Genomic DNA, 20866 nt, shown 5'->3' with positions numbered 1-20866 from the left:
ACCAAGGGGCACCGCCGGCGCTCCGAGAAGCTCAACCAATGCGCTCCGCGAACCGCCGAAGGAGTCCAACCAACAGGGGGCCAGACGGCCTCAATCAGTCGGGCTCGGCGGCATCGTGCGCCCGGTTCAACTCGACCTCCGCCACCACTGCGACCGGCCCAACCAGCCGCACCTCGACAGCCGTCCACACGAGGTGCACGGACGCCCCGACGCTAAGCCGGCTTGCGCCTCGAAGCCGCCGCGATCTCGCCGGCGGTCCACAGCGCATCGATCACAAGCACCAGGGTCCACGCGGCGGCCGTCCCGCCGAAGGTCTCCCAGGCCGCAGAGGTTCCGACCAGCGCACCCGCGCAGATCAACAGCGCGCCGCCGACCGCCCAGGCAACGAGGTGCCGCGTGATGCCGCGACGCTCGTGCGCGACGCGCGCCGCTCCCCAACTCGGCTTCGGCGCAGGGGCAGGGCCGTCGGCGAATCGGTGCGCGAACCGGACGTCGGCCCAGTGCACCATCGAATGCCCGAAGCCGACGGACACGCCGATGTAGATCGCAGCGAGCACGTGCGCGAGACCGGGCGCCGCTCCGCCGCGCAGGTCGATGACGGCGGCCGTGAGAGTGACGAGATCGACCAGCGGCGCACAGATCAGCAACACCGAACTCAGTCGCTTGCGGCGCAGCAAGTACCGCGCGGCCAGGCCGCCGAACAGGAACACCCAGAACATCACCTCGGACCCGACGATGACCGCGTAGAGCATGACCAAACCTTTTCCGTACGACTGTGTTGTAAAACTAAAATAGCACAGTCGTGTCATAATCGCTCCATGCCGAAGATCGTCGACCACGAGGAACGCCGCCGGCTGATCGCCGACGCCTTCGCCACCGTCGTCCGTCGCGACGGGGTGGCGGGTGCCTCGGTGCGCGCGGTCGCCGCAGAGGCCGGCATCTCCCCCGGAGCCATGCGGCACTACTTCGACACCCAGACCGGGTTGCTGCGGTTCGTCGCACAAGACCTCACCGAGCGGCTGACCGCACAGATGGCCGCGCTGGCACCGGAGGCCACCGGCACCGACTCGGTCGTGCTGCTCGAGGAACTCGTGCCGCTCGACGCTCGACGACAGGCCGACTTCGACGTCTGGCTCGCGCTGGTGGTGGGCGGTCTCACCGAGCCCGCGCTCGCCGAGATCTCGGCCGAAGCCCATGCCGCGATCCGCAACGTGTGTCGACACGTGCTCAGGGAACACGGGGTACGCCGTCCGACCCCCGATCAGGTGCGACGCCTGCACGCGTTCGTCGACGGCATCTCGATGCACCTCGCGCTCTACCCCGACGTCGTCTCCCGAGCGGCAGCCAAGCGCAGCCTGCGAGCCGAGATCCCCGCGATCGCGGGCATTACGCTGAGTCCATGACGCGCGCACTGATCATCGTCGACGTTCAGAACGACTTCTGCGAGGGTGGCTCGCTGGCGGTCGCCGGCGGCACGAAGGTGGCCGAGCAGATCGCCCATTACGTGACGAGCCAGGGCGAGGACTACCGCACGATCGTCGCGACGGCCGACTGGCACGTCGACCCGGGCGACCACTGGTCGGACGAACCCGATTTCAACCACAGCTGGCCGGTGCATTGCAAGGTCGGCACCGACGGAGCCAGCTTCCGCCCGGAGGTCGGGCCGGCCATCTCGCTGACCGACCGAATCTTCCGCAAGGGTGAGCACGAAGCCGCCTACAGCGGCTTCGAAGGCCACGACGAGCACGGCGCAAGCCTGGAGAGCTGGCTGCGCGACAACGAGGTCGACACCGTCGACGTCGTCGGCATCGCCACCGACTTCTGCGTGAAGGCGACCGCCCTCGATGCCAACCGCGCCGGGTTCGAGACGTCCGTGCTGTTGCAACTCACCGCCGGGGTCTCCGCCGAGACCACCGCGTCCGCCCTCACCGAACTGCGCGAGGCGGGCGTCGGCCTCACCGGCGAACCCGTCGTCGAAGCCTGACCCCCAACCGCAAACGCTGCACTCCCCTGCAGACGCTGCTGTTGCAACAGCGGCGTCTGGCGGGAAGTGCAGCGTTTGCGGGTGGTGCGGTGTTGCTGAGGGCGCTCGTCAGGGGGTGACGACCAGCGGCGCGGTGCCGTAGGTCAGCTTCCAGTCGACGGCGTGGAAGGTGGCCGGGTCGATCACCTTGTTCGCGGCCACCCAGTCGATGATCAGCTGACGGATCTCGTTCTGGCGGTTGTAGACGACCGGTGCGGTGGTGACATCCGGGAAGCCGCCGCCACCGGACTGGCGGTAGTTGTTGATCGCGATCACGTAGCTGTCGCCGTCCGCGACCGGGGTGCCGCCGTACGACAGGTTGCGGATGCGGTTGCCGGCCGGCACCGACAGGTCGATGTCGTAGGTGAGCGGCTTGTCGAGCCCGCCCATGACGTCGTAGTTGTAGTCGGGCGTGCCGCTCGGGGCCGCCGGGGTCACCGCGTTGGTGACCTGCGCCGACGGCACCGGGCCGGCGCTGCTGACCTGCCGGAAGTACTCGACCGACTTCTCCAGGTAGGCCTTCACCTGCTTGCCGGTGAACTTGATGCCGAGCAGCGTGTTGTCGAAGACGTACAACCCGGCCACGTCGCGCACCGTGACGTCACCTGCGGGGATGCGCGCCGTGCGGCTGAACGGTGCCGCGATCGAGAGCACCGGGGTGTTCTCCTCGGCGGTGCCGACGAGGCCGGCCTTGACCGCCTGGGCCTGCACGTAGTTGATGAGGTCGACCGCGGCGGAGTCCTCCCAGCACGCGGTCGCGCCGGTCATCTCCTGCTTGCAGGTGCCGATGACGCCGTTGACGTACTCGAGCACCTTCTGGTGCGCCGGGCGGACGAGGTCGGCGACCTGCTTGTCCTCGGGAACGGTGTTGGCGTTCAACAAGGTTGCGGACGCCGAAGCGACCTCCCACTGACCGCGCACCTTGGTGAGGTCGAGGTCCATGACGGTGACCCGCATGCCCCAGTACAGCGGCTCCGAGAGCAGCACCTGCTTGCCGGTCGCCTTGTTGACGACATAGCGCTGCGGGATCTCCTTGTGCGCGTGACCGACCAGGATCGCGTCGATGTCGGCGACCTCCTCGGCCAGCTGGGTGGCGGCGTTCTCGACGAACGGAATCGCGTCGCCCCACGACGACGAACCGTCGGCACCGGAGTGGGCCGACACGATGACGACGTCGGCGCCGGCCTTCTTCACCTGCGGCACGACGATCTTCGCCTGCTCGACGATGCCGTTGAACTTCACCTTGCCTTCGACATTGGCCTTGTCCCAGATCGAGACACCCGGGGTGACCAGACCGACGATGCCGACCTTGATCGGCTTGCTCCCCTTCAGGTTGACCGTCTTGATGATGTAGGTCGGGTAGACCGATCGGCCCGTGTTCCAGTCGAGCGCGTTCGCGCACAGCAGCGGGAAGCGCAGCTGGCGGCGGAAGGTGTCGAGGGTGTCGAGGCCGTAGTTGAACTCGTGGTTGCCCATTGCGGCCGCGTCGTAGCCGATCGCGTTCATCGCGGTGGCCATCGGGTGGGTCGATCCCTTGGTGATCGGGTCGATCTTCGCGTAGTAGTACGCCAGCGGGGTGCCCTGGATGGTGTCGCCGGCATCGAGCGTCACACACGAGTCGGCGCCCCGCTCGGCGCGCATCGCCTTGATCAGCGTGGCGCACTTGGCGACGCCGATGTCGTTGCTCGCGGCGTCGTTGTACTCGGCGTTCTTGAAGTAGTCCCAATTGAGAACGTTGCCGTGCAGGTCGGTGGTGCCGAGCACGGTGAGCCGAACGCCCGCCGGATCGGCTTGTGCGGCAGGCACCTTCGCCGCGAACAGTCCGGCCCCTCCGATCACCGCCATCCCCAGCATCTGACGGCGGCTTGCAGTGAGGTCAACGGACATGACTCTCCCGGTGTGGTTCGCGTCGTGCGGGGCGCCTGATCCGGCCCCGCGGTGACGCTAGACCTCTCAGCGCGCCGACATGCCGTTGGGAGGCACCCAATCGCATCGTTCACCTGAATATCGCGCGAACGTCACCGGCCACCGACCCAGCTCCAGGCGTACTTGCCGTCGTCGACGGCCGTGCCCGCTTCGCCGAGTTCGAGCGGGCGGAAGGTGTCGACCATGACCGCCAGTTCGTCGAACCGCTCGACCCCGATCGACGCCTCGGTCGCCCCGGGTTGCGGACCGTGCGCGTGACCGCCGGGGTGCAGCGAGATCGACCCCTTGCCGATGCCCGAACCTTTGCGCGCCTCGTAGTCGCCGTCGACGTAGAACATCACCTCGTCGCTGTCGACGTTCGAGTGGTAGTAGGGCACCGGGATCGACAGCGGGTGATAGTCGACCTTGCGCGGCACGAAGTTGCAGATGACGAAGTTGTAGCCCTCGAACACCTGGTGCACCGGCGGCGGCTGGTGCACGCGTCCGGTGATCGGCTCGAAGTCGGCGACGTTGAAGGCGTATGGGTAGAGACAGCCGTCCCAGCCGACGACCTCCAGCGGGTGGTACGGGTAGGTGTAGACCGTGCCGACGATGCCGGTCGACGTCCGGTGCTTGATGTAGACCTCCGTGGCCGCCTCGGGATCGGCCCCGATGTCCTCGGCGAGCAGCGGGCCCTCCGGCCCGCGCAGGTCGCGCTCGCAGTACGGCGCGTGCTCCAGCAACTGCCCGAACTTCGACAGGTAGCGCTTCGGCGGTGCGATGTGGGAGTTGGCTTCGATCGCATACGCACGCAGCGGTTCGGCGAAGCCTTCGTCGCCGGCCACCAACGGCAGCCATCGATGGGTGGTGGCCCGCGGGATCACCAGGTAGTCACCCTCTCCCACGACGAACATCCCAAACACCGTCTCGACCCGGGCACCGCCGCGCTCGACGTAGATGCACTCATCGCCAATTCCGTTGCGATACCACGGACTCGGCGCGTCGGCGACGACATAGGAGATACGCACGTCGCCGTTGCCGAGCACCAGCCGACGTCCGGTCACGACGTCGACACCATGGCTGTCGGCATCGAACAGGTCGTGCAGCTTCAGATGCCGCGGCAACAACGGATGGTTGGGTGTCGTGCGCAGGTCGAGTGGCCATTCACGCGCATCACTGATCGCTGACGGGATGAAGCGGTGGTAGAGCAGCGAGGAGTCTGACGAGAAGCCTTCCTCCCCCATCAGCTCCTCGTAGAAGAGCCCGCCGTCGTCGCCCCGGTGCTGGGTGTGCCGCTTCGGCGGCACCGATCCCTGTGCTCGGTAGAAGGCCATGGCCACATCCTTCGTGCATCCGATTATCGGACGCTAATACTTGTTTATCGTTACAAGCATGCGGCTAGGGTGTGACCCATGTCAATGCGCTCGCCCATGCGCCCGCAACCGCCTGCAGTGGCTGTGCCGACCCTCTTCGCAACGTGCTCGCCGCGATCGACGCCCTGATGACCTCCACCGACGACGCGAGCACCGTCCTCGACGAACGCCGCCCCGGCGGTTACGGCTGTTGCGACGTCGACGAACCCATCGCCGAGTTACGCACGCTCGGCCTCATCGACCCAACCCCCGAGGAGCATCAGTGACCACCCTGCCGACGACCGAACTCTTCGGGCTCGACAACCTGCCGTACGGCATCGCGTCGAAACCCGGCCACGCCCCGCACGTCGTGGCGCGCCTGCGTGACCACGCGATCGATCTCGCCGGGCTCGCGGCCGATGCGGGAGGCGATGCGTGGATCGATGCCTGGTCGCAGTCGACGCTGAACTCCTTTGTCGCCCAAGGACGCCCGTCGTGGAGGGCCGCCCGCGCGTGGCTGCGGGACACACTGCGCGACGAGTCCCGAGCCGAGGTGGTCGCGGCCCGGCTGCACCCGCTCACCGAAGTCACCCTGCATCTGCCGATCGCGGTGGCCGACTACGTCGACTTCTACGCCAGCGAGCAGCACGCGACGAACGTCGGCAGGATCTTCCGACCGGACGGCGCCGCGCTCACCCCCAACTGGAAGCACCTCCCGATCGGCTATCACGGCCGTGCGGGCACGGTCGTCGTCTCCGGCACGGACATCGTCCGACCGTGCGGCCAGCGCAAGGCGCCCACCGACGCCGAACCGACCTTCGGCCCCAGCATCCGACTCGACATCGAGGCCGAACTCGGCTTCGTCGTCGGCGGCGACACCGCGATCGGCACGCGGGTCGGCGTCGACGAGGCCGCCGATCACCTGTTCGGCGTGGGGCTGTTCAACGACTGGTCGGCACGCGACATTCAAGCCTGGGAGTACGTGCCGCTCGGGCCGTTCCTCGGCAAGTCGTTCGCGTCGTCGCTGGCGGCATGGATCACCCCGATGGACGCCCTCAGCGCCGCGAGAACCGCTGCCCCGCAGCAGGATCCGCAACCACTCCCCTACCTGCGGGGCGAGGATCGGTTCGGGCTCGACATCGACATCGAGGTCGAGCTGGGCGGCACCGTCATCAGTCGCCCGCCCTACTCGACGACGTACTGGTCGCCCACCCAGATGCTCGCCCATCTCACCGTCAACGGCGCTTGTCTGCGCACCGGCGACCTGTTCGCATCGGGCACCGTGTCAGGCACCGAGGCCGACCAGCGCGGCAGCCTGCTCGAACTCACCTGGAGCGGCAAGGAACCCCTGCAACTCGCCGACGGTTCGACCCGGTCGTTCCTGGAGGACGGCGACGTCGTGACCCTGCGCGCCACCGCACCGGGCACGGACGGCGGGCGGATCGGACTCGGTGAGGTGACCGGGCGGATCCTGCCCGCCCGCACCTGACCGCCCACACCTGACCGGCCGCACGCGACGGCCCGTACGAGCCCGCCCGAACAGGACCCGCTACCTGCGCGGCTTCTTCGTGCTGCGCACGACGTACGTCTGCGACCAACTGTCGTGGAACGACTGCTTCATCCGGTCGCTGAGCGGACGCAGGTAGTCGACGATCTGGAAGACCCCCACGAGCAGGCTGACCAGCGGGATCATCCCGAAGATCGAACTCACCTGCTTGACCACGAACCGATAGATCGCGGCGACCAGCGTGGGCGGACGTTCGTCGGACTCGCGCCGCACCTTGATGCCGGTGATCATCTTGCCGACGGTCTGCCCGCGCCAGGTGGTCAGCGCCACTTCGTAGACGAAGTAGACCGCGACGAGCACCGCACCGAACTGCCACGGGAAGTCGAACAGGGCCGACGGCACCTCCGGCGTGCTGCCACCGGTGCGGCTGGCGTCGAGGGTGTCGGAGATGAAGTCGCGGTAGGTCTCGACCCACGGCGACAGCCACGTCCAGGCCAACGGGACGGCGATCGCGAAGGTGATCAGGTTGTCGATGACGAACGCCGCCGCCCGGCGCCACCACCCGGACAACTGCTGCCCGTCGGGGGTGACCGCGATCATCAGCCGGGTCTGGACGGCCGGGTGGTGTCCCGGGTAGGGCATGTTCTGCGGGTACTGGTGCTGCACCGGCGGCTGCGGCGGCGCCCCGAGCGTCGACTGTTCCAAGCCGGGCTTGATCCGCGGCATCGTGCGGTCGGTCCACAGGATGCCGTCCCAGTACCGGAGGGTGTCGGGGTCGTTCGGGTCCGGGTACCAGCCCGACGCCTGTTCACTCATGGACGCATTGTCGCAAGCCGCGATCGCTGCTCCGGTGACCGACCCACGTGCGAGCGCCCGACTGACGACCTACGCGGGCGTCGACCGTCCGGCGGCCAGCTCGATCTCGTCGTGCTGTCGCAGCAAGGTGAGGACGGTCGACCACTGTGCAGCCTCGATGAAGCCCCGACTCCCCGATCTCAGCTGCCATCCGGATGGCAGCATTGAGGTTCGGTATGACCTCGTGCAAGCCAGGCAGATCGCCTCGGCAAAAAGCCACGTCACCGTGCGTTCGCGGGTGACCGAGATGATCTTGCAGCGTGACCGCATCAAGCTTCCAGACCTGCAACCGGAAGGATCCGATGAGCTCCGTGACCAACGTCCCCGTCGACCAGGCACTCGACCAACTCGACTTCTGGCTGGCTGCGCCGTGGCCGATGAGCGAAGAAGCGGCCGGGGAGATGGCCTCGGCGCTCGGTTGGACCATCGAGGGAGAGTGGATTTATGCCCGTTGCAACGACGTCCCCTTCCAGACGGTCCTCGGGCTCTCCAAACGGGACAGCGAGGTCACTGCCTTCTCCTTCTCGTTGACCGGCGACGTCGAGCAGGATGACGGGGAGGCCATGGATGCTCTCAAGGATGCCTTCAGCGAGTACGTCGCCGGGGGTCGCTCACGGTGGGGTAAACCTGCAATGAACCGCGGCGCAGTTCCTGCCGCCCGGTGGGATCTCGGCGAGCGTGGAGGCATCCGCATCCACCACACCACCGCCGTGGTCGCCACGTACGTCACGCCGAACGACCTCACGGCGCTCAAGGTCATGAACGACTGGTGACGATCGCCTCCGGCGGCCGCACCCCAGACAGACAACCGTGGAGAAAGCCTCAGCGCATGGACTGGACCGAATTCACCACCCGCCTCGGCCGGACGATTCGGGATCTGGAGGACCGCGTGTTCCTCATCATCGAGGAATCATCCTCCGGGGTATACGTGCAATTCGCGGCCGACACCGACACCGTGTCCGCCGAGTGCGTCGCCAACACCAGCACGGCGCTCAAGCGCCCGGCCGACCCCGCCGGTGAACTGCGCCTCGTCGAACTCGGATGGACCCCCTACACACCGCTCGACCGGAACTGGACGACGTCACTACAACTGCCCGCGACCCTCGCACAGTCGGGACAGATCGCGGACATGTGCGTGATCGCCCTCCGCGACGTGTACGGCGTCGCCACCCCTGACAGCCTCACCTACAAGGCATGGCGGGGCCCCGAACCGCCTCGCGCGCTGTGGGCGGACGACGACACCGACGAGTTTGCCTTTTTCGCAGAACCCCTCGATCCGGGACAGAACCCGCTCCCGTTGCCGGGCCTCGGCCTGGCACGCCAATGACCCACCTGCGCCGACCGAGGTCGCTCTTGTAGCGGACTGACCACCCCGCCTCGTTGATGAACGTCGGCGCAAGGCGCACGTCCCAGGCTGACGGTGCACACTGAGCCGGTGTCCGCACGCACCGACGAACTGATCCGCCGCTGGGAGACCTCCCGCATCGGCCGTCTCTACAACGAATCGGTCGAACTCGAACTCGGAGTGCACTCGCTCGCGCTCGCCGCGCAGCACGTGCTGTGCGCCGCGCCGTTCCTCGTCGCCATGTCGGCCCTCGCCCGCGAGTGGCACGTGGGTGACGTCGCGTTCCTGCTCTCGGACACGATGGGCCTGCACGGCGACGCAGAGAACGAACTCATGCGGTTGTTCCGTCCGAGCAAGCACGACACGATCGGGTCGTTCGTCGTCGGTTTCCTGATTGCGTTCGCCTTCGCCACCGGCTTGTCCGCCACCATGCAGCGCACCTTCGAACGGATCTGGCGCCTCCCCCACGCCGACTGGCGCAGCGCGTGGCGACACCTCGTCTGGGCTGTGATGACCTCCGCCCTGTTCGCGTTCGGGCTGTGGATCAACAAGGCCACCCACCGGTGGGAGATCTCCGGCGCGAGCGAGGTGGCCGTCGAGTCGACCGGCACCGGGCTCGCGGCGTTCGCATACTTCTGGTGGACGCAGCGAATCCTGTTGCGCGGCAAGGTGCGTCGGCGACAGCTACTCCCCGGAGCCGTGCTCATCGGTCTCGGCACGACGGTGCTGCTCGTCGCCGTCCAGATCGTCGCGCCGGAGCAGATCACCGAGGAGGTCGCCGACTACGGACTCGTCGGTGCAGCGTTCATCCTTTCGGCGATCCTGGTGGCGTTCAGCACGATCGTGTTGTGGGGCGTGTTCCTCGGGCGCGAGGTCAGTCGCTGGGCGACAGTCCGCCGCGGCGGCGACCTCACGACCGTCCAACCGGCGGTCGAGGTGGGCGAACCCGGCCCGGTCGAGGCAACCCGCCCGGCCTGAGCGGCTCGGACGGCTGTCGCCGGCGGGTCACCCGCCCCTGGATCAGCCGGTCGGCGTCGTGGCCTCGAGGCGCCGCGGTCCACGCAACGCGAGCACCACCGCGGCGAGCAGCGCGCTCGCCCCACAAATCGCCCACACCGTCATATAGCCGCCGAGCGAGGCGTGGTTCTCGGCGGCGTCGGCGTCGATCGAGCCGGTCGTCGACAACGCGATGGCGAACACGCTGCTGGCGAGCGCGCCGCCGACGGTCTTGGTCATGTTGGTCATGCCGGTGACGAAGCCGGTGTGTTCGGTCGGTGCCTCGGCGGCTGCGGCAGCGGGCAGGGCCGCGACGAGCAGGCCGGAGCCGAGGCCGGCCACCGCCATGTTAAGCATCAGCTGGCTGAGTCCGTCGTGCAGCGGGAGGAACATCAGGTAGCCCAGACCGACGAGGGTTGCGCCGAGAGTCAGGGCTCCGGTCGGCGACAGCAGTCGGGCCAGCGTCGGCAGGCTGAGGGCGCCGATCGCGAGGGTGATGACGTAGAGACCGATGATCGACGACACGCTCGCGGCGGTGGCGCCGAGCCCGTAGCCGGTAACCGCCGGGTCGGTGCGGGCGAAGGTCGACAACGGGATCTGTGCGCCGAGCACCGACACCCCGAGCAGGAACGCGGTCAGTTGGATCGGCCACTGCCGCGCGGCGCCGAGCACCCGCAGGTCGACCAGCGGCTCGCGGTGACGCAGTTCGAATCGTCCGAACAGCACGAACGCACCGACCGCCAACACCAGGAGCAGGAGTGCCCAGGGACTGGTCGGTCCGTCGAGGCGCACCACGATCAGCCCGCCCATCAGCAGGGCGAGGGCGAGCGTGATCAGCCAGAAGCCGCCGAGGTCGAGGCTCGCCTTGCGTGCGGGCGGCACCTCGGGCACACCGAACCAGATGGCGGGGAGCGCCAGCGTGACGACGACGGCCGGGATCGACAGCAGCGCGGTCATCGACAAGGTCTCGGCGAGGGCACCGGCCGTGAGCGCGGCGGCGATCACCGACAGTTCGAGGGCGAAGACGAGCACGGCGGCGGCCATCCGGGTGCGTTTCGGGTCGCCGTCCGTGCGGCGGTGGATGATCGCCACCTCCAGCGGCAACCAGACGACGTAGAAGCCGGCGAACGCCCAGGCGATCAGGAAGGTCCAGAAGTTCGGTGCGAACGCGACGGCCCACGACGCGACCGCCGTCACCAGGGTCGCGATGAGCAGCACCTTGCGGTGGCCGATCACGTCACCCAGCCGGGCCAGCACCGGCACCACGAGCGCCGAGACCGTCAGCTGAGCGGCCTCGAACCAGTTGACGTCGGCGTCGCGGATCTCCAGGTGTCGGGCGATGTCGGTGAACAGCGGTGTGTAGTAACCCTGCAGGGCGCCACTGGCGATCTCGACGCAGACCAGAAAGCCGACGATGGCGCCGATGCCCTTGAGCGCACTCCCGCGCGACGGCTTCAGATCCGGCGCAGCAACGTTGTGTACCAATCGATTCCCTCCAGGTACGACGACACCTCGAGGCGTTCGTCGACGTTGTGCAGACTGTTGCGCTGCGACTCGGTCATGCGGAACGGGTTGAACCGGTACACCGGGGCCCACACCCGCTGGAAGTGGCGTGCGTCGGTGGCCGCCATCACGACGTACGGTGTCGGCGCGACGTCGGGCATGACCTCGGCGGTCACCTGCTCCAACAGGTCGTACGCCTCGCCGATCGGGGCGACCGGGCTCGGTTCGTAGGCGTCGAGCACCTCGACCTGCACGTCCTTGCCGACGGTCTTGCGCACCCGCGCGACGGCGGTGTCGACGTCGTCGTCGACGGCCACCCGCATGTTGACGGTGGCGGTGGCGGTGCTGGCCAGCACGTTCTGCGCAGGCGACCCGGCCAACTGCGTGATCGCGTACGTCGTGCGCACGAGCGCCGCGGTCACCGGGCCGAGCTTCGCCAGCGCGGCCGCCGCCGGTTTACGGGCGCGGTCGACGTTCGCGAGCACCTGACGCATCGGCGGACGGGTCAACGGTGCGAGCCGTTCGAGCATCCGCACGCTCGGGTCGGGCAGGCTCGCCGGGGCGGGTCGCTTCTCCAGCGCCAGCACCGCCTTCGCCAGGATGGCGGGCGCACTCGGGGTCGGCGGAGTCGAGGCGTGACCTCCCGCGCCGGTCGCGGTGAGTTCGAGCACCACCAGCCCCTTCTCGGCCAGGCCGATCACCGCCATCGGTTCGCTCACGCCGGGGAAGGCTCCGGTGACCGCCATGCCGCCCTCGTCGAGCACCAGCCAGGGATCGACGCCGCGTTCCTGCAGCGCGGCGACGGCGAGCGGCGCGGTCGTGCCGGCGACCTCCTCGTCGCTGGAGAACGACAACCACACGTCCTGGGTGGGCACGAACCCGTCGGCGATGAGCGTCTCGACAGCCGCGCAGATCGCCACGAGCGAGCCCTTGCAGTCGAGAGTGCCTCTCCCCCAGACGAATCCGTCGTCGACAACGGCTTCATACGGTGGGTGCGTCCAGTTGTCGCGGGGGTTGGTGGGCACGACGTCCTGGTGGGCCATCAGGACGACCGGCCGGTCGGCGGCCCGGCCGGGCCAGCGCAGCAGCAGTGCGTGATCGGGCAGGTCGACGCGTTCGCAGGCGGCGTGCAGCAGCGGGAAGTGCGTTCGCAGATCGGCGTGCAACCCGTCGAACTCGGCGTCGACCTTGTCGGGGCCGGCGACGGTGCGGTGCCGCAGCGCGGCGCGCAGGGCAGCGAGCGCATCGACAGCCTCTGCGGTGCGGTGGGGCTCCCCCGACGGCGTAGTGGGCTGTGGCTCGGGCATGGTCGTGAGCCTAGGCCAGCGGCCGCACGGGCGGTGAGCATCTGTGCAGCGCCGATTTCGATCCGGTCGGCGCGCGCATCAGGTGGCCGACCGCGCGTCGATGCGATGCACTCGCGGCGCCACGAACGCGGTGACAGACACCGTGACCATCGCCCCGAGCAACATCGCAGTCGCCTCCCCCGGACGCAGCAGATCGAGGGACGTGCCGAGGGCGGCCGCCGCGACAGGCACGCCGAGTTGGGCACAGGTGATCGCGGCCACCGGCCACGGCTGACCGGCGACAGCCGGCACCAGGTGCACGATGCAAGCGGCAACGCCGAGCACGACACCCAGCACGATCGCGTCCGGATGCGTGGACAGTTCGCGCAGATCGAGCGATGCTCCGAGCCAGACGAAGAAGACCGGCGCGAAGAACCCGTCGGTGAGCGCGAACAGTTGTTTGGCGAGGCGGTGTGGCTCCCCCGCTCCCGAGACCGCCAGGCCGACGACGAACCCGGCGAGCATCACCGACACGTGGGTCGCTGCCGCGACGGCGGCCAGAGCGAACAACACGGTGAGCGAGAAGCGCAACTCGATCGCGAGATCGTGGGTCTCGGACACCCGGTGGATGCGCCGCTGTCGGCCGCTGCCCACCAGCCACCGCAGCCCCAGGAAAAGCACTGCGCCACAGGCGATCACGGCGAGCGCTCCGAACGCCGAGCGACCCGCTCGCGACGGGTCGAGCGCCAGCGGCAGGGCGACGATGCAGGCGGCGTCGGCGATCGCCACCTGCGGCAGCATCCGCACGATCTCCGTGGCGCGTGTCGAGACATCTTCCAGGGCCGGCAACACCAGGCTCGCCGACGACGAGGCGATCAACACCGCATAGATGCCGCCGTGGCCGGTGTCGAACAGCCGGGCGATGCCCAGGCCGACCGGCACGGCGAGCACACCGATCACCACCGCGCGCGCTGCGCCCACCTTCAGACCGGCACGCAATGCCGAATCCCGCACCGGCACATGCGAACCCGCCACGAACATCACCAGCGCGAACCCGATCTCGGCCAGGAAGGAGAACGTCGTGTCGTGGGCGTCGAGCAGCCGGAACCCGGTACGGCCCACCACGATTCCGACCAGCAGCTCACCGATCACCACCGGCAGCCGGAACCGGCGCGGCAAAGACAGCAACGGCCCGAACAGTCCGACCGCGCAGATGAGCGCGAGTTGGGCGAAGGTCACCGACGACTCCTTTCGTCGCCCCCATCCTCGCGCCGACCACGGCCTGCCCGCGCCCGATCCGGTGGGCGACACGCCGTCCGGCGACGCCCGCTGACGGCCGCGGGCCCCGGCGACCGGAGGTCACCGGGGCCTGCGGACGCCGGACTCAGAGGTTGCCGCGGCGGTCCTGCTCGCGCTCGATCGCCTCGAACAGGGCCTTGAAGTTGCCCTTGCCGAAACCGAGCGAACCGTGCCGCTCGATGAGCTCGAAGAACACCGTCGGACGGTCGCCGAGCGGCTTGGTGAAGATCTGCAGCAGGTAGCCGTCCTCGTCGCGGTCGACGAGGATGCCCCGGCTCTGCAACTCCTCGACCGGCACCCGTACCTTGCCGATGCGGGCCCGCAGTTCGGGGTCTTCGTAGTAGGAGTCGGGGGTGTCGAGGAACTCGACTCCGTTGGCGCGCAACGCATCCACCGTCGCCAGGATGTCTCCGGTCGCGACCGCGAGGTGCTGGGCGCCGGGGCCGCGGTAGAACTCGAGGTACTCGTCGATCTGCGACTTCCTCTTCGCCTCGGCCGGCTCGTTGAGCGGGAACTTCACCCGGTGGTTGCCGTTGGCGACGACCTTGCTCATCAACGCCGAGTAGTCGGTGGCGATGTCGTCGCCGATGAACTCCGCCATGTTCACGAACCCCATCACCTTGTTGTAGAAGGTGACCCATTCGTCCATCTTGCCGAGTTCGACATTGCCGACGACGTGGTCGAGCGCCTGGAACAACCTCTTCGGCTGCCCCTCGCGACGCACCAGCGTCGACGTCGCCGGCTGGTAGCCCGGCAGGTGGACGCCGTCGTACTTCGAGCGGTCGACCAGGGTGTGCACGGTGTCGCCGTAGGTGCCGATCGAGGCGATGCGGACGGTGCCGTGCTCGTCGCAGAGGTCCTCCGGTTCGCGCACGACCACCGCACCGGCCGAGCGGGCCCGCGCGACGCACTTGTCGACGTCCGGCACCTCCAGGGCGATGTCGATGACGCCGTCACCGTGCTTGCGGTGGTGCTCCACGAGGGGGCTGCCGGGGTCGACGGCGCCGTTGATGACGAACTTGATCGAGCCCGACTTCAGCACGAACGACTTGTGGTCGCGGTTGCCGTTCTCCGGACCGGAGTAGGCGATGAGCTCCATGCCCCAGACGTTCTGGTAGTACTGCGCCGACTGCGTGGCGTTGCCGGACACGAAGACGATCGCGTCCCAGCCGGTGACCGGGAACGGGTCGCTGTCCGCGTCGTACTCCACCAGGCCGACGAGCTGCTTGAGCTGTGCGGCGTCGAGGTCGGCTTCGCGTTCCTGCAGGGTCAGGTGAGCGGTATCAGTCATTTGAGCACTGTGACCCACGCCATGCGCGATGGGCAACCGGGCGCCAGAATGATGCTCACAGTGCACAGAATGACGGGGTTGTTGGCGTCGAATAAGTACACTTTGTCCATGATCGACGAGCTAGACCGACGGCTGCTCAAACTGCTCGACACCCAACCTCAGATCGGGGTGCTCGGCGCCTCGCGCGCGCTCGACGTGGCCCGCGGCACCGTGCAGGCCCGCCTCGACAAGCTGCGCGACCGCGGCGTGATCGCCTCGGAGAGCCCGTCGCTGTCACCGTCCGCCCTCGGCTATCCGGTCACGGCCTTCTGCACGCTGTCGATCTCCCAACGCCACGGGCACGACCCGGTCATCACACACCTCGGACAGATCCCCGAAGTGCTCGAGGTACACACGATCACCGGCGAGGGCGACCTGTGGATCCGGATCGTGGGTCGTGACAACGGCGACCTGCAACGTGTGCTCGACGAGGTGCTCGCGACCGACCTGGTCGTGCGCAGCTCGACGGTCATCGCACTCGCCGAACTCCTGCCCTACCGCACGCTGCCGTTGCTCGACGCACGAGCGGGCGACTGAGCCGCCGCCGTCAGTGGTCGAGGGCGGCTGCGAGGTCCTTCGCCGCGGCCTGCACCTGCGGCCCGATCCGGTCTTCGTCGAAGGCAGCCATCGCGACCAGACCGATCGAGGCTTCCAGGCCGGCCGCGCCCATGACGGGTGCCGCCAGGCCGTGCGCGCCCGGCTGCAACTCGCCGGCGCTCGGCACCCAGCGATCGTCGCCGCCGCGACCGGCGAGGATCGCCCGCCCCGCGGCGCCGACCTCGAGCGGGTGCCGCGTGCCCTCCCGGTAGGAGACGTGCAGACCCGTCCAGCGAGGTTCGACCACGGCGATGGCGAGCGCCTCACCACGGTCGGCGACCGTGAGATGGGCGGTCAGGCCGGACGTCTCGGCGAGCTCGCGCAGGATCGGCGAAGCGACGTCCCGCAGCCCCGGCCAGACCGAGTTCGCGAGGTGAATCAGGCCGACTCCCAGGCAGATTCGTCCGTCGATCCGTCGGATGACGATGTCGCGTCGGGCGAGGGACGCAACGAGCCGATAGATCACCGGGCGCCCGACACCGAGCTTCTGCGCCATCTCTGTGACGGTCAGGCCGGTGGCGTGGGCCGGTTCGGCCAGCAGCCCGATGACGGCCAACCCGCGGTCCATCGTCTGCGAGGTCTCACCACCCAGGTCGTTGTCCTTCGCCATGCGAGCACCGTACTCGTCCGCGAACCTGTGGTTGCCACGTACGCCCACACCCGCCCGACACCGCACACACCGACGACCACTATCGTCGGGAGGCGATGATCCAGCGCGACCAGCAGACCGCAGCACCCTTCGAAGCCCCAGCCGAAACCGGACAGATCAGCGACGTGCCCGGAGTGCGGGTCGGTCACACCACCGTCGTCGACGGCGACGTGCGCACCGGCGTCACCACTGTGGTGCCCGACCCGGTGCCGAGTCCGGCCCGGCCGTTGCGCTGCGGGCTGTTCGTCGGCAACGGTCACGGCAAGCTCGTCGGTGCCACCGAACTCATCGAACTCGGCGAGTTGCAGACTCCGTTGGTGCTCACCAACACCCTGAACACCTTCCTGGCCGCCGACGCACTCACCGACTGGATGCTGCGGCGTCCGGAGTGCGCCGATGTCGTGACCCTCAACCCGCTGGTGGCCGAGTGCAACGACTCATGGCTGTCCGACATCCGTGCCCGCGCGGTGCGCCCCGAGCACGTTCACGCCGCCTTGGACAGCGCGGACACCGACTTCGCGTGCGGCGCCGTGGGGGCCGGCACCGGGATGTGGGCGCTCGGCTTCAAGGGCGGGATCGGCACGGCATCACGCCGGGTCGGCGATCACACCGTGGGCGTGCTCGCGCTGACCAACTTCACCGGCACGCTCACCCTGCACGACACCGTCGTCGAGGCACCCGACACCGTTGTGCCCGAAGGAAACTCCTGCATCATGGTCGTTGCCACCGACGCCCCCTTCGATGCGCGGCAGCTCGGCCGGGTCGCGCGACGATCAGTCTTCGCGATGGGCACCGTGGGCGCCGACTACCGGCACGGCAGCGGCGACTACGGGATCGCTTTCAGCACCGACCGACACAGTGCGCCACCGCCCGACCGGCAGCTCGACCCGTACTTCCGGGCCACGCTCGACGCGTCAGCCGACGCGATCGTGTCGTCGCTATGGCATGCCCCGACGACCATCGGACGGGCCGGGCACACCGCCCACGGACTGCAGGACGTGCTCCGCGCACGCGGGCTGCTGAGCTGACCCGAACGCTGTTGAAGCCGGCCTGTTGAAGCCGGCCTGTTGAAGCCGACCCGCGCCGGTCAGCGCTTGCCGACGAACCAGCGGCGGATGAGGTCGATGCGCGCACCCACCTCGTCGTTGGAGGCCCGGTCGAGCGTCGGTCCGCCGCACTGTCGGCGCAAATCGTTGTGGATCACGGCGTGCGCCTGCCCGGTCTTCTGGGCGTAGGCGGCGACCAGCGAGTTGAGCTCCTTGCGCTTGGCGGCCAGCGCGCGGTGCGCAGCTTGCGGTGCGTCCTGCTCGGCCTTGCGCCGGCTGCTGCTCTTCTGCTGCTTGGCCTGCCGTTCACGCAGCAGGTGGGTCATCTGGTCGGGTTCGAGCAGACCCGGCAGCCCGAGGTACTCCTCCTCGTCCTCGCTGCCCGGTGCTCCGCCCAGGCCCCACTGCTGCTTGTCGAACAGCACATGGTCGAACTCCGCCTCCGACTCCAGCGCCTCGAACGACAACTGCTCGTCGGCGAGCGCCTTCTCCTGCTCGTTGGCCTGCTGGATCAGGCCCTCTTCCTCGGCCCAGAGCGGCTCCTCACCCTCCGGCTTCGGACGGTCGAGGGCGTGGTCGCGCTGCTCCTCCAGGCGGGCTGCGTGCTCGAGAATCAACGGAACGCTGGGCAGGAACACCGACGCGGTCTCGCCGCGGCGGCGGGCGCGCACGAAGCGTCCGACCGCCTGCGCGAAGAACAGCGGCGTCGAGGTGGAGGTGGCGTAGACACCGACGCACAGCCGGGGCACGTCGACGCCCTCGGAGACCATCCGGACGGCGACCATCCACCGGTCTTCGGACTCCGCGAACTGCTCGATCCGCGCCGACGCGCCGGCGTCGTCCGACAGCACGACCGTCGGCTTCACCCCGGTGATCGACTCGAGAGTGCGGGCGTAGGAGCGGGCCGCGGTCTGGTTGGAGGCGATCACGAGACCACCGGCGTCGGGCACGTGCCGACGCACCTCCGACAGTCGCTTGTCGGCCGCACGCAGCACCGCGGGGATCCACTCGCCCTTGGGGTCGAGGGCGGTGCGCCACGCCGCGGCCGTGACGTCCTTGGTCATCGGCTCGCCGAGGCGGGCGGCCACCTCGTCACCGGCGCGGGTGCGCCAGCGCATCGCACCGCCGTACGCCATGAACAGCACCGGACGCACCACGCCGTCGCGCAGCGCCTCGGAGTAGCCGTAGCTGTAGTCGCTCGCGGAGCGACGGATGCCGTCGGGGCCATGCTCGTAGCGCACGAACGGGATCGGGCTGGTGTCGGACCGGAAGGGCGTACCGGTCAGCGCCACGCGCCGGACGGCGGGTTCGAAGGCCTCCCTGATCGCGTCACCCCACGACTTGGTGTCTCCGCCGTGGTGGATCTCGTCGAGGATCACCAAGGTGGGTCGCGCGGTCGTGCGGGCGCGGTGCAGGGCCGGACGGCTGGCGACACCGGCGTAGGTGACCGCAACGCCGTCATAGTCGGAGGCGTGCTGCTCCTGGGAGTTGGTGAACCGCGGGTCGATGCTGATGCCGACACGTGCCGCGGCGTCGGCCCACTGCACCTTGAGGTGCTCGGTCGGCGCGACGATCGTGACCTGCTCGACGATGCCACGGTCCATGAGCTCGGTGGCCAGGCGCAGGGCGTAGGTGGTCTTGCCGGCGCCCGGGGTGGCGACCGCGAGGAAGTCGCGCGGCTGCTCGGTGAAGTAGTGCTGCAGGGCCTCGGCCTGCCAGGCGCGCAGTTTGCTCGCCGTGCCCCAGGCTGCGCGTTCGGGGAAGGCCGGCGACAGATGGGATGCGGCCGACGTACTCACGATGTCGCACCTTAGCCCGCCCGGATGACAACCATCGAATGCGCTGGTCAGCCGCCCGTGTCGTCCGCGCCGTCACCCAACCGGCCCCCAACACCAGCCCCCAACATCGCAAACGCTGCACCAGCCTGCAGCCGCTTCGGTTGCAGCCGAAGGTCCGGAGGTAGGTGCAGCGTTTGCGGGATCAGGCGCGGGTCAGGCGCGGTAGGTCGTCCACTGGTTCTGCATGCGGGTGACCTGGCCCGGGGTGAACTCGGTCATACACGCGTCGGTCGTGTAGTCCATGAAGTTCTTGATCGGGTCGAGGCCGGGCGCGGTGCAGGTGTCGCGGCCGGTCGGGCAACCGGACGCCGGGCTGGCCTCGGCCGGGGTGTCGGCGACCTGGTCGCCCTGACCGCTGCAGCCGCTCTGGAAGGTGTGGTAGAGCCCGAGCCAGTGGCCGACCTCGTGGGTCGCGGTGTCGCCCAGGTTGTACGGCGAGGCCGTGCCGCCCGGCAGGCTCTGGTCGAGCACGACGACGCCGTCCTTGGAGGTGACGTTCTTGGTCGGGAAGGTGGCCCAGCCGAGCAGGTCGTTGCCGAGGTTGGCGCTGTAGAGGTTGAGCGCGCTCTTGCTGCCCTTGCGCAACGCGGCCTTCATCTGCGACTCGGCGGTGGTGCCGTCGGTGAGGTTGTTGTACCAACTCGGGTTGTTCGTGCGGTCGGTGGCGACGAGCCGGAAGCTGAAGCCGCTGCCGGCATAGGCGTTGTTGAGCACGGTGATCTGGTTGTTGATCATCGTGGCGCTCAGGTTGCCCTTCGTGCCGTCGGTGATCACGTGGAAGTAGACGTCGATCACGGCCGGTGCGAACGCCGAGCCGCCGGGCTTGCCCTTTGCACCGACCTTCGCGAGCCTGCCGTTGCCGCTCTTGGTCAGGCCCTTCGCGGCGGCGTCGGCGGTGAACGCCTGCTCGGCGGAGGCGACCTGAGCCGCGGTGAGCTCGTTCGGGTCGTGCTTGCCGGATCCGTGCTTCACGCGGGCGTTCGAGGCGGCGTGCGAGCCGGTCTCGACACACGCGGTGGTGGCGGCGCCGTGATCGGCGATCGCGAAGCTGCCGTGGGCCGACGGGGCGAAGCCGAAGGCGGTGCCGCCGGCGATCGCAAGGGTGGCGAGCACGGTGGTGGAGCGACGGTTCATGGAGCGTCCTTTCGAGACGAGCAGTCGCGCAGATGCGGCGACCCGCGAAACATTAGGAGCACTCAGGTCAACGGAAGGTCAAGTGCGGGAAAAGAATTCGTCCGGCACGCTCGCGGCCGACCTCTCGGGAACATGCAAACGCTGCACCTGCCGACAGGTGCTGCGGCTGCAGCGGCAGCGTTCGTCGGGAAGTGCAGCGTT

General features: G+C 68.7%; 20 protein-coding genes. 9 read left to right on the top strand and 11 right to left on the bottom strand.

Annotation, left to right across the window (positions count from 1 at the left end):
• Positions 1–212: 212 nt before the first annotated feature.
• Complete coding sequence (locus tag DFJ65_RS07855; RefSeq protein WP_115922550.1) at positions 213–752, bottom strand: hypothetical protein; 540 nt, start codon at positions 750–752, stop codon at positions 213–215.
• Positions 753–818: 66 nt separating this feature from the next.
• On the opposite strand from DFJ65_RS07855, the gene DFJ65_RS07850 reads away from it, so the two are divergent.
• Together DFJ65_RS07850 and DFJ65_RS07845 are read left to right on the top strand one after the other, a co-directional pair.
• Positions 819–1403 carry a TetR/AcrR family transcriptional regulator gene (locus DFJ65_RS07850; RefSeq protein WP_115922549.1) on the top strand — a complete coding sequence of 195 codons (585 nt, stop codon included), beginning with the start codon at positions 819–821 and terminating at the stop codon, positions 1401–1403.
• Complete coding sequence (locus DFJ65_RS07845) at positions 1400–1984, top strand: isochorismatase family protein (protein WP_115922548.1); 585 nt, start codon at positions 1400–1402, stop codon at positions 1982–1984. Before DFJ65_RS07850 ends, DFJ65_RS07845 begins: the two co-directional genes overlap by 4 nt.
• 108 nt (positions 1985–2092) lie before the next feature.
• On the opposite strand, the gene DFJ65_RS07840 is transcribed toward DFJ65_RS07845, so the two are convergent.
• Positions 2093–3910 carry a bifunctional metallophosphatase/5'-nucleotidase gene (locus DFJ65_RS07840; RefSeq protein WP_115922547.1) on the bottom strand — a complete coding sequence of 606 codons (1818 nt, stop codon included), beginning with the start codon at positions 3908–3910 and terminating at the stop codon, positions 2093–2095.
• A gap of 131 nt (positions 3911–4041) precedes the next feature.
• Positions 4042–5262, bottom strand: coding sequence for a homogentisate 1,2-dioxygenase (locus tag DFJ65_RS07835; protein WP_115922546.1), 1221 nt, complete (start codon positions 5260–5262; stop codon positions 4042–4044).
• A gap of 71 nt (positions 5263–5333) precedes the next feature.
• On the opposite strand from DFJ65_RS07835, the gene DFJ65_RS18040 reads away from it, so the two are divergent.
• A complete protein-coding gene (locus DFJ65_RS18040) occupies positions 5334–5567 on the top strand; it encodes a hypothetical protein (RefSeq protein WP_245950098.1) in 234 nt (77 codons plus the stop codon).
• Positions 5564–6769 carry a fumarylacetoacetase gene (gene fahA / locus DFJ65_RS07830; RefSeq protein WP_245950096.1) on the top strand — a complete coding sequence of 402 codons (1206 nt, stop codon included), beginning with the start codon at positions 5564–5566 and terminating at the stop codon, positions 6767–6769. The genes DFJ65_RS18040 and fahA overlap by 4 nt, the downstream gene beginning before the upstream one ends.
• A gap of 60 nt (positions 6770–6829) precedes the next feature.
• Here fahA and DFJ65_RS07825 read toward each other — a convergent pair whose 3' ends face one another.
• A complete protein-coding gene (locus DFJ65_RS07825; protein ID WP_115924184.1) occupies positions 6830–7603 on the bottom strand; it encodes an RDD family protein in 774 nt (257 codons plus the stop codon).
• Between the two features lie 299 nt (positions 7604–7902).
• Here DFJ65_RS07825 and DFJ65_RS07815 point away from each other — a divergent pair, with 299 nt between their 5' ends.
• From DFJ65_RS07815 to DFJ65_RS07805, 3 genes are all read left to right on the top strand, one after another.
• Positions 7903–8415, top strand: a complete 513-nt coding sequence (locus DFJ65_RS07815; protein WP_115922543.1) for a DUF6301 family protein — start codon at positions 7903–7905, stop codon at positions 8413–8415.
• Positions 8412–8969, top strand: coding sequence for a TY-Chap domain-containing protein (locus DFJ65_RS07810; RefSeq protein WP_147301352.1), 558 nt, complete (start codon positions 8412–8414; stop codon positions 8967–8969). Before DFJ65_RS07815 ends, DFJ65_RS07810 begins: the two co-directional genes overlap by 4 nt.
• 108 nt (positions 8970–9077) lie before the next feature.
• Positions 9078–9965, top strand: a complete 888-nt coding sequence (locus DFJ65_RS07805) for a hypothetical protein (RefSeq protein ID WP_170144032.1) — start codon at positions 9078–9080, stop codon at positions 9963–9965.
• A 42-nt stretch (positions 9966–10007) separates the two neighbouring features.
• Here DFJ65_RS07805 and DFJ65_RS07800 read toward each other — a convergent pair whose 3' ends face one another.
• From DFJ65_RS07800 to hppD, 4 genes are all read right to left on the bottom strand, one after another.
• A complete protein-coding gene (locus DFJ65_RS07800) occupies positions 10008–11468 on the bottom strand; it encodes an MFS transporter (protein WP_245950094.1) in 1461 nt (486 codons plus the stop codon).
• On the bottom strand, positions 11438–12793 hold the full coding sequence (locus DFJ65_RS07795; protein ID WP_115922540.1) for a M20/M25/M40 family metallo-hydrolase: 1356 nt from the start codon (positions 12791–12793) through the stop codon (positions 11438–11440). The genes DFJ65_RS07800 and DFJ65_RS07795 overlap by 31 nt, the downstream gene beginning before the upstream one ends.
• Before the next feature lie 78 nt (positions 12794–12871).
• A complete protein-coding gene (locus tag DFJ65_RS07790) occupies positions 12872–14011 on the bottom strand; it encodes a cation:proton antiporter (RefSeq protein ID WP_115922539.1) in 1140 nt (379 codons plus the stop codon).
• 145 nt (positions 14012–14156) lie between these two features.
• A complete protein-coding gene (gene hppD / locus DFJ65_RS07785; RefSeq protein WP_115922538.1) occupies positions 14157–15362 on the bottom strand; it encodes a 4-hydroxyphenylpyruvate dioxygenase in 1206 nt (401 codons plus the stop codon).
• A 108-nt stretch (positions 15363–15470) separates the two neighbouring features.
• Here hppD and DFJ65_RS07780 point away from each other — a divergent pair, with 108 nt between their 5' ends.
• A complete protein-coding gene (locus DFJ65_RS07780) occupies positions 15471–15938 on the top strand; it encodes an Lrp/AsnC family transcriptional regulator (protein ID WP_342767507.1) in 468 nt (155 codons plus the stop codon).
• A 10-nt stretch (positions 15939–15948) separates the two neighbouring features.
• Here DFJ65_RS07780 and DFJ65_RS07775 read toward each other — a convergent pair whose 3' ends face one another.
• Positions 15949–16608, bottom strand: coding sequence for an IclR family transcriptional regulator (locus DFJ65_RS07775; RefSeq protein WP_115924182.1), 660 nt, complete (start codon positions 16606–16608; stop codon positions 15949–15951).
• Positions 16609–16703: 95 nt separating this feature from the next.
• Here DFJ65_RS07775 and DFJ65_RS07770 point away from each other — a divergent pair, with 95 nt between their 5' ends.
• A complete protein-coding gene (locus tag DFJ65_RS07770; RefSeq protein WP_115922536.1) occupies positions 16704–17675 on the top strand; it encodes a P1 family peptidase in 972 nt (323 codons plus the stop codon).
• Between the two features lie 59 nt (positions 17676–17734).
• Here the strand turns inward: DFJ65_RS07770 and DFJ65_RS07765 are convergent, their stop codons facing one another.
• Both DFJ65_RS07765 and DFJ65_RS07760 read right to left on the bottom strand, forming a co-directional pair.
• On the bottom strand, positions 17735–19492 hold the full coding sequence (locus DFJ65_RS07765; RefSeq protein ID WP_115922535.1) for a DEAD/DEAH box helicase: 1758 nt from the start codon (positions 19490–19492) through the stop codon (positions 17735–17737).
• Positions 19493–19684: 192 nt separating this feature from the next.
• The gene (locus DFJ65_RS07760) at positions 19685–20665 is read right to left on the bottom strand and encodes a zinc metalloprotease (RefSeq protein ID WP_115922534.1); all 981 of its coding nucleotides are present in this window, start codon (positions 20663–20665) and stop codon (positions 19685–19687) included.
• Between the last annotated feature and the right edge of the window lie 201 nt (positions 20666–20866).

The sequence above is a fragment of the Calidifontibacter indicus genome, from assembly GCF_003386865.1.
GTDB classification, from domain to species: domain Bacteria; phylum Actinomycetota; class Actinomycetes; order Actinomycetales; family Dermatophilaceae; genus Yimella; species Yimella indica.
Note: the sequence above shows the minus strand (reverse complement) of the source record. Positions and strands in the feature narration are given on the sequence as shown.